Below are 9,421 nucleotides of genomic sequence, written 5' to 3'. Positions count from 1 at the left end.
TCTTTTTTAAACTCAGGGGTAAATTGTCGTTTCTGGTTCACTAAACACCTCCGTTATGGATGTAAGTTTAGTGTCCTGATTATTCAACCACTACAAGCGTTCAACCGGGAGCTGAAGCAGGGGAAGCTGAAACATCTGGAATACGATAGGGACACGCAGAAACTGACCTGGCATAAATCCGTGGTCAGTCGTCATAAGGCGCAGAATAAGCGTTTTTATGAGCAACTACCGTTCTGCGATGTAACCGATGTCTGCCGCTTTGTTAACGAGCACTGTCGGTTTCTGCCCGCTATGAAACCGCTGCAACCCCGTTATGCCAAAAAATACGCTGATGCAGACAGCCTGATGGCGGTCATCGTTGCCCAGGCGATGAATCATGGCCATCATGTGATGGCGCGAACCAGCGATATTCCGTTCCATGTGCTGGAGACCACGTACGAACAGTACCTTCGGCTGGCGTCGCTGCTCACAGCTAATGACTGTATCACTGATGCCATAGAAGCCCTGCCGGTCTTTCCGCTCTATTCGTTTGATCCTGAAACGCTTTATGGTGCCGTTGACGGGCAGAAATTTGGCGTTGAGCGACCAACAGTCAAGGCCAGACATTCACGTAAGTATTTCGGTCGCGGTAAAGGTATGGTGGCCTACACGCTGCTGTGTAACCACATTCCGATCTACGGCTATCTGATTAGCACAAACGAGTATGAAGGCCACCATGTCTTTGATATCTGGTACCGCAACACCTCAGAAGTGAAACCCACGGCTATCACAGGTGATATGCACAGCATCAACAAAGCCAACTTTGCGATCCTGCACTGGTTTGGCCTGCGCTTTGAACCTCATTTCACCGACCTGAACAGGCAGTTGCAGGAGCTGTACTGCACCAGAGACCCATCGACGTATAAAAAATGTCTGATTCAGCCAGTCGGGCAAATTGACATGGACCTTATCACCCGCGAAAAAAGCAATCTCGATCGTATTGTTGCCACGCTGGGGCTGAAGGAAATGACGCAGGGAACGTTGATCCGCAAATTATGCACGTACACAACAGCTAACCCGACAAGACAGGCGGTATTTGAATATGACCGGCTGGTCCGCAGCATTTATACGCTGAAGTATCTGCGTGATCCACAGCTGGAACGCAATATACGTCGCTCCCAGAACCGGATTGAATCTTATCACCAGCTACGCGCCGCAGTATCCAAAGTCGGCGGAAAGAAAGAATTAACCGGGAAAAATGACCTTGAAACGGAAATCAGTAATCAGTGCGGGCGGTTGATTTCCAACGCGATCGTTTACTACAACTCCGCGATCCTGTCTCGATTGCTGGAACGACTGGAAACGGAGGGGAACGCCAAAGGCATTGAGGCGCTGACCCGGATATCGCCGGTAGCCTGGCAGCACATTTTGTTGAACGGGCATTACACCTTCCAGAATAGCAATGAAATTATTGATCTGGATGCGCTGGTTGCCGCGCTGAAACTGGGGTAACGGAAATTTCGGCGGTTCCGGCGTAGAACCCCTGTTATTTCACAACTCACAGCTCTTGATGAACTGGGGCTGAATGCTGATTTGGTCCGGGGCATACCACCCAAATTTATCGAAATATACCGTCAGCGCTGCGCTGCCGAATCCGTCAGGGAAATCCGGCGCCATCCGGCCAGTATTCGTTACCCCATGATTATCATGTACTGCTGGCGACGTCGGCAACAGCTGACGGATGCCCTGACTGAAATGCTGATGCAGCTGATCCACAACCTCGGAACGCGGGCTGAGAAGAAAGTGGATAAAAAACAGTTTGCGGCCTTTAAAAAAGTCAGAGGAAAAGCAAAATTGCTCTTCCGGATGGCGTCATCAAAGAGGTGGTTTATCCCGTTGTTGCACAGAGAACGCTGCAACGTCTTGTGGAAGAATTTAATATGCTGGGAAGCGATCCTGAACTTGAAGTCCATGAGTCTATCCGGGCATCTTATGGTGCTCATTATCGCCGGATGCTGCTCCCCGTGCTGGATCAACTGGATTTTCAGTCCGGTAATCACCTGTACCGTCCCGTGATTGACGCCATTCATATTATCAAAGTGCATCGGCACAGTAACCAGCATTATTATGCTGCAGACGATGTGCCTGTTGATGGTGTGATCCAAAAAAAATGGCGCAACATTATTATGGAAACGGGTAAACAGGGTGAAGAGCGAATTAACCGGATTAATTATGAAATATGCGTCCTGCGGGCGTTAAGAAACAGCCTCAGAAATAAAGAAATATGGGTAAATGGGGCCGATCGTTACCGCAATCCTGAGGAAGATTTACCGGCTGATTATTCTGATAACCGGGAGCATTATTATACGCTTCTGGGGGCACCTGTTGACGGAGAGGTGTTTATTGCCCAGCTTAAAAAGACCCTACAGCAGTGGCTGGAAACGCTGAATTACGGGCTTCCTCTGAATCAGAAGGTCAATATCCGGTCGCAGGGGAAAAAACGGATACGCCTGAGCCCGTTGACCCCGCAGGAAGAGCCGCCGAATACGCTGTTGCTGAAGCGTGAAATTGGACGTCGCTGGACCGATCTCGAGCTTATTGACATGCTGAAGGAGGTTGACCTGCGGGAAAAGTTTTCATCATTATTCAGAACGTCAGGCAGCCGTGAGGTGATTGATCCGGAGACGCTGCAGCACCGGCTGCTGTTGTGTCTGTTCGGGTTGGGAACCAACGTCGGTCTGAAGCGTATCGCCAGCCAGCAACCGGGCGTCAGTTATGAAGAGCTACGTCATATCAAACGAAAATTTATCCAGAAAGATACCCTGCGATCGGCCATCGCGCAGATTGTTAACGGGATATTCCGGATAAAACAGCCCACCATCTGGGGTAATGCCACCACGTCCTGCGCCGCTGACTCCAGGAAATTCAGCGCGTACGATCAGAACCTGATGACGGAATGGCATGCCCGGTACGGCGGGCGTGGCATTATGATTTACTGGCACGTGGATACCAACTCTACCTGTATTTACTCTCAGCTGCGCCGGTGCTCCTCGTCAGAGGTGGCCGCCATGATGGAAGGCGTTCTGCGGCACTGTACGGATATGGAAATCAACCACCAGTACGTAGACAGCCACGGTCAGAGCGAGGTGGCCTTTGCCTTCAGCTATGTGCTGGGGTTTGACTTACTGCCCCGGCTGAAAAATATCGCCCGACAAAAGCTCAGTCTCTGCGAAGCCGGTGATGCTGCATTATATCCGGCACTTTCTCCGATTCTGACAAAAGAGATTAACTGGGAGTTAATCCGGCAGCAGTATGATGAAATTATCAAATACACGGCAGCCCTGAGAACCGGAACCGCAGAGCCGGAAGCCATATTAAGACGATTCACCCGCAATAATGCGCAACACCCGACATATAAAGCCCTGGCAGAATTGGGACGGGCTGTAAAAACTATTTTCCTCTGCCGCTATTTAAACGACGAGGGGCTACGGTGTGAAATCAATGCCGGGCTGAACGTTGTGGAAAACTGGAACAGTGCCAATGATTTTATTTTTTACGGCGAGCATGGTGAATTCACCTCCAACAGGCCAGAGGAACAGGAAATTTCCATGCTGGCGCTGCACCTGCTGCAGATCAGTCTGGTTTACGTCAACACACTCCTGATTCAGGAGGTACTGTCGGAACCAGCCTGGCGAAATAGAATGACAGAGGCCGACTGGCGCGGTCTGAGCCCGCTGATATACCACCATGTCAATCCGTACGGCCGGATCGAGCTGGATATGAGCAGGCGACTAACGGTGGCGGCATAAAAGAGATCCCCAATCAAAAGGAGTATTGAGAAATGAGAAAAAAATTAACTTATGGTTTACTTATTGCGGGCTGCAGTTTACTGTCCCCTCCCTCCCTGGCAGCTTTTATTATGAATGGAAAAGCTGCCGGGAATGATGCTCCTTTAATAAAGTCGACGGATCCTGGCGCTGAAAGATTCAGAGGTGTTGGGAAGTTGTTTGCAGCTACACACTGCACAGCCACTTTATTTTCCGGAGAGAAAACTCCAGACCGTAATTCTCCTGCACTGGTCATTACAGCAGGTCATTGTGTCGACAGCAATATGGGCACAAACCAGGTTATTGTTGACCAGGCTGCGCCAAAAGAGTGGAAATATATTCCAGACTATTTCGTTGACACACATGATAATTCTCACCCTGTGACAGTTCGTCGTATTTTATATGCAACAATGAAACAGGTTGATCTTGCTGTTCTTCAGCTCGACAAAACTTATGGAGAGCTGGAACAACAGGGACTATTTCCACTTAAGCTAAAAAAAGATATTCAGGCACATAATCAGTCTATTGAACTTGCTCATATACCTGTTATGGGGGTTGATGAAAATGAACAATATCTTAGACATTCACTTTGCCATATTAAAGGGCAAACTCCGGTTTTATTTGAAAGTAATACCCCATGGGTTTGGGGAACAGCATATCCTGTAGATTGTGCAGGTGTTGCCGGAGGTACATCCGGTTCACCTGTTGTTGAACATGAACAATCCAGAATTATAGGTATACTGAATACTACAGTCACACCCGGCCTTACCGGATGTGGTGTTGGGCGCCCATGTGAGGTTCACAATAACCAGCCATATGTAAATGAAGGGGTAAGCTATTTTATACCAGTAGATCAGGTCGCCATGGCAATAACTGATGACGGAAAATTAGACTGGTCAAAACTGGAAAATAACGGAACGGATATACTGAAAAGAAACGGTTCATGGGTGACAAAAAGCCAGGTTAACGGTCATGATGCAACCTGGAATATTACGATTAACGACATTGCTAATCATATCCGATATAAAGCAGGATTGGCTAATGAAACAGATTGCACTGATATTACCGGATACGGTAACTCTATAGCCACAACAACACAACCTCTCAGTAACCTTGTCATCTCAAAGAAAGAAGGTGTGTATTTATTGTGTGTTATTCACCAGGATGAAAACGGAAACTGGACGCCATCATCTTATGCTTCTCATACCATACATGTTATTGATGATACTCCACCAAAGTTAAAGCCTGAAATTGAAGTAGAAGAAAAAGATGATTCATGGGTAGTATCCCCTGTTTCAATGCCGTGGGAGCTGGGTGAACCATGGCTAAAATATGGACCATTATCCTCAACCGATTGTGAGGATAAAGTCGGATATAAATACTATTTGATGCCTGCTCGTTTGTCTAAAAGCAGCTCACCATGGCGGTTTTGCACATATGGAACAGATCAGGCGGGAAATGCCGGCCCTGTAAACAAAATGGACTTTGAAACATCATCAATTAAAATTGATAATTATCGGGTTGTGGCGGCATGGAATTTCCCATTGCCTAAAGAAGAGTTTTTAAGACGGACTGGTGCAATCTCTTCAGAAGGAAAAGTGTTTATTGACATATCAGATGACAAATATTTATCTCTGTACACATCTCCCGGAAGTTATGAAGTACCATTAAAGGCCGGTAAGTCGACAGCTAAAGTGACTCTTGATGTTCTAAAAGAACATATTCCACCAGTTGCAAGAACAGGGATAAATAAGGAAGAAAAAAGAGACAGATAATTTCATAATAATCAAGTGATGTATTATTGCACCATCATGGTATATTGGTGTACGAAATCGAGCGGTTTCGTACGCTCCTTAGCGGACCTGTCCAAAACTTAGTGAAATTAGTTTCGTACACGCGTTATAATTCGTACATTTATTTCGTACATAAAATTATGCCATGTCACGAGTTTTTGCTTACTGCCGTGTATCCACCCTGGAACAGACCACTGAAAACCAGCGCCGGGAAATTGAAGCCGCCGGTTTTGCCGTCAGACCTCAGCGACTGGTCGAAGAACATATCAGCGGTTCAGTGGCCGCCAGCGAACGCCCCGGTTTCGCCAGACTACTTGACCGTATGGAAAATGGCGACGTACTTATTGTCACCAAACTTGACCGTCTGGGACGCAATGCGATGGACGTATGAAAGACCGTGGAACAGCTGGCAAAGTCAGACATTCGGGTTCACTGCCAGGCGCTGGGCGGTGTTGATCTTACCAGCCCGGCGGGGAAAATGACCATGCAGGTGATTTCGGCGGTGGCCGAATTCGAACGTGACTTGCTTCTTGAACGTACTCATTCTGGTATTGCCAGGGCAAAGGCAGCAGGAAAACGCTTCGGGCGTCCACCTGCATTGAATGAAGAACAACGGCAGGCGGTGATCATCCGTCTGAAAGCCGGAGACAGCATCAGTGCTGTTGCCCGTCAGTTCAGTACGACGCGGCAAACTATTCACAGAATAAAGGCGGCAAGTTCATCCTGTTAATCCGGATGATTTTATAGCCTGAAGGGGCAAATAACAGGCCCAGGTGTTTCATACAGCCAGCCTCAGGAGGAGCTTCATGGCACCGTTAACAAAAAAACAAACCGCACGGCTTTCAGAGATGAGTCATGACGTGCTGGTCAATATTATTTATGACCTGATACAGGATAATAAGCAGGCCAGGGCCACACTGGTGAATGGGTATCTGCTATCGGCAGCAGAGGTACTTAAAGCCGTCGAGAAGGAGTATGCCAGACGAGCCAAAAGCAAACGTTTTTATGATTACTATGATGCCGATGCCTTTTTTGACGAGTTGACACGCAGTATAGCGAACCCCCTTGTGGGTATCGCCCACGAGCTCCCCGAGCAAGCGGAAAGTCTGAGCGTAAAAATGATGCTTGAGTTCGAAAAATTCACCGGGAACGTGGACACTTCCAGCGGAAGCTGGATGAGCTACTATACCATTCTGTTGGATGCGTGGATGAAATCACTGGAAGCACAAAAAAACAACGATCCAGTATCCATTGCTAAAAAAATATTCACCGTTGTTGAAAGAGAATTCTATTTTGGAATTGAGATATTTAAAAAATACCGGACATTACTCGGTACGGATATTTTACGTGTAATCCGTGATATGTATTATCAAAAACAATCCCTCCGGGAAGCTCTTGGTCTCAGTATGATAATAAAAGACCTTGATTTTCTGACGATGGCGTTTAAAAACGATGAATTTTGCCATTCCACCCATTATTTTGATTATGTCAGATTACTTATGGAAGACCTGCGGTCCGACGATGCACTCGCTGTATTAAACAGCCAGCGGATTGACGATGAGGAGATCACAGATAACATAATATGGAATGAACTCTTCATTCAGGCCCTGATTGAAGAAGGGAGAAAAGAGGAAGCGAAAGCCCACTGTATTACAGCATTCACTTTTCAATGCGATACACGTTTTTATCATCTGTACACAAAAGCCGCTGAAAAAGATGTCGATCACAGCCCTGCATTCCTGAAAATAGCAAAAGATACAGGGTTAGCGCCGTATGTCTGCTTTGCGTCAGACATCGAACGGTATGATTTAATCGACGCCTGTATTATGGCCATGCCAAAAAACAACCTCACCGACTCGCTGGCTTATATCACCCATTCATTTTTACGGACATTATCCAGCACCCTGTATAAACACGGCTACGCGCATACGGCGACCCTGTTGCGGCGCTTTTTGGTGGAGGACAACATTCAGCAATCAAAAAGCAAGTATTACAGCTATGCCGCCTCAGACATGAAAAAAGCCATCGATTACGGCGAAGGTCTGGAAGATTGCCCTCAGCTTCCGGAAACAGAGGGCTACCTCAGAACGCTCTACGAACAACATAAGCGTAAAACCGCACTCTGGCCGTTGATGGCAGATAAAATCAAAGGATTATCAGTAGGAAAGGACGGTATCCGTTATAACGGAGATGCCTCATGACATCACAGGAACTGTATGACCACGCGGTGTCACTACTGGCAAGGCGGGATTACGCATCCGGTGAGTTGGCCCGGACACTGAGTAAGATGACGGAAAACAGAGAAAATATCGACAAGGCGTTGTCGAGGCTGGTTGAGTGTGGTTATCTGGATGATAACCGACTGATAACGCACATGATTGATAAACATGTTCGAAAAAAACATGGCCCGGCCAGAATCAAACAGGAGATCAGGCAAAAAGGTTTTTCTCCGGAGTTGGTCGAGCAGATGCTGGAGAAAGTGGATGTGGACTGGTATGCCATGGCAAGGGAACTGAAAGTCAGTAAATTTGGTGATGCGGTGGCATCAGAAGCCAAAGAAAAAAACAAACAGATCCGCTACCTCCAGTACAAGGGGTTTTCGATGGACATGATATTTGAGGCGTTAAGCTGATCATGGTTTGCTGTCGGAGCGCCATCCGAGACAAATGTCGTCATATTGTAGCTTCGCTCCCATTACCCCTGGTTGGCTGTAAAGAGTTTTTTAAGTGGTCGCGGGGTAAAACCGGACAGCATGAGGCAGGTCAGGCTTCAGTGGTCTGCAGGCGGGTGAGCGCAGCGGTGTCGCCACGGTGCTCCAGGATGGAGCTGGCGACCATAACTGGCGGCGGATCCATGGGTTTGAGCGTAAGCTCGCGGGGAACTCACATTGACAGAGAGATTTTAGTAATGTTGCGGGCAACTCATCCCGGACTCCAGGGGAACCCGATTAAGGGGAACGCAGGTACTGGGTCAGGCGCTGAAGTATTGACTCGGGAGATCGCGTCAGGTGTCGAAGTACTGACTGCGGTAATGCGGCAGAGGATTTCAGGTTTTAACTTTGCCGGAAGGTGCGTGGTTACTGGTCTACGTTGATTTCTGCTGTCAGGCGCGCAACACCTGACATCCGGTGTTGTGGCCCGTGAGTCAGCTTACGACGTGGGTACCATCGTCAGGTGTGCTCTCTGAGATGGAGAAGTTGAAGCTATTCAGCGGAAGCAGCTCATGCAGCCGTTCTTCCGGCCAGGAGGGCAGTCGCGTCAGTACATCAGTCAGCCACGCATGCGGCTCCAGGCCGTTCATTTTCGCTGTTTCCAGCAAGCTCATGATCTGCGCTGCGCGAGTTCCTGCCGCCACTGAACCCGCGAACAACCAGTTAGAGCGCCCCATCACCACCGGTCTGATGGTGCGTTCACAGCGGTTGTTGTCAAGCGGTAGCGAGCCATCATCAAGGAAGCGGATGAGCGATTCACGTCGCTTCAGTATATAGTTTATGGCCTTACCCAGCGCTGAGCTTTCCGGGCACGCATCTTTTTGCTGCTCCAGCCACAACCACAGTTTGTCGACAATGGGCCGGGAGTAACGTTGTCGCCACTGGCGGAGCTTTTCTGCCGGGCGATGCCGGATCCTTTTCTCCAGCCGGTACAGCCTGCGTATTCTGGCGAAGATGAACGATGGTTCCGGAGGAACATGAACGCGTTATTTCCTAACGCGCCCTGACTTCTTTTTAGTAAGCGCCCCATACTGAACGTGGCGTAAGGATTATTTTACAGAGGAGAGATTCCAGGGCAGCAGTTCATGTACCCGGTTTGAAGGCCTGTCGTT

4 protein-coding genes and 4 pseudogenes are annotated in these 9,421 nt (G+C 48.3%); 6 read left to right on the top strand and 2 right to left on the bottom strand.

Annotated elements, in window-relative coordinates:
• The 6 genes and pseudogenes from B9Y90_RS25035 to B9Y90_RS25005 all read left to right on the top strand — a co-directional run.
• Positions 1-1,491 (top strand): Tn3 family transposase (locus B9Y90_RS25035; RefSeq protein WP_254902762.1); only part of this gene is annotated, 1,491 nt, incomplete at its 5' end.
• A 33-nt stretch (positions 1,492-1,524) separates the two neighbouring features.
• Positions 1,525-3,788, top strand: a pseudogene (locus B9Y90_RS25030) (Tn3 family transposase); the annotation flags it as partial.
• Positions 3,789-3,820: 32 nt separating this feature from the next.
• Positions 3,821-5,581: a trypsin-like peptidase domain-containing protein gene (locus tag B9Y90_RS25025; RefSeq protein WP_254902761.1), complete on the top strand. Its 1,761-nt coding sequence runs from the start codon at positions 3,821-3,823 to the stop codon at positions 5,579-5,581.
• A gap of 163 nt (positions 5,582-5,744) precedes the next feature.
• A pseudogene (locus B9Y90_RS25015) lies at positions 5,745-6,329 on the top strand (recombinase family protein).
• A 76-nt stretch (positions 6,330-6,405) separates the two neighbouring features.
• A complete protein-coding gene (locus B9Y90_RS25010; RefSeq protein ID WP_085543015.1) occupies positions 6,406-7,800 on the top strand; it encodes a DUF6880 family protein in 1,395 nt (464 codons plus the stop codon).
• Positions 7,797-8,231 (top strand): regulatory protein RecX, encoded by a 435-nt coding sequence (locus B9Y90_RS25005; RefSeq protein WP_085543014.1) that lies wholly within the window; start codon positions 7,797-7,799, stop codon positions 8,229-8,231. Before B9Y90_RS25010 ends, B9Y90_RS25005 begins: the two co-directional genes overlap by 4 nt.
• A 130-nt stretch (positions 8,232-8,361) precedes the next feature.
• On the opposite strand, the pseudogene B9Y90_RS27435 reads toward B9Y90_RS25005, so the two are convergent.
• Positions 8,362-8,463 (bottom strand): annotated as a pseudogene (locus tag B9Y90_RS27435) (hypothetical protein); the annotation flags it as partial.
• Between the two features lie 280 nt (positions 8,464-8,743).
• Positions 8,744-9,253: pseudogene (locus B9Y90_RS25000) on the bottom strand (IS66 family transposase); the annotation flags it as partial.
• Positions 9,254-9,421 lie beyond the last annotated feature (168 nt).

Source organism: Cedecea sp. NFIX57, assembly GCF_900177785.1.
GTDB classification, from domain to species: Bacteria; Pseudomonadota; Gammaproteobacteria; order Enterobacterales; family Enterobacteriaceae; genus Cedecea; species Cedecea neteri_C.
This window is presented reverse-complemented; position numbering and strand designations above follow the sequence as displayed.

What these genes read in the sequence shown, in the direction of transcription:
- B9Y90_RS25025 (WP_254902761.1), top strand. Translation starts at nt 3,821, where the DNA reads ATGAGAAAAAAATTAACTTATGGTTTACTTATTGCGGGCTGCAGTTTA.
- B9Y90_RS25010 (WP_085543015.1), top strand. Translation starts at nt 6,406, where the DNA reads ATGGCACCGTTAACAAAAAAACAAACCGCACGGCTTTCAGAGATGAGT.
- B9Y90_RS25005 (WP_085543014.1), top strand. Translation starts at nt 7,797, where the DNA reads ATGACATCACAGGAACTGTATGACCACGCGGTGTCACTACTGGCAAGG.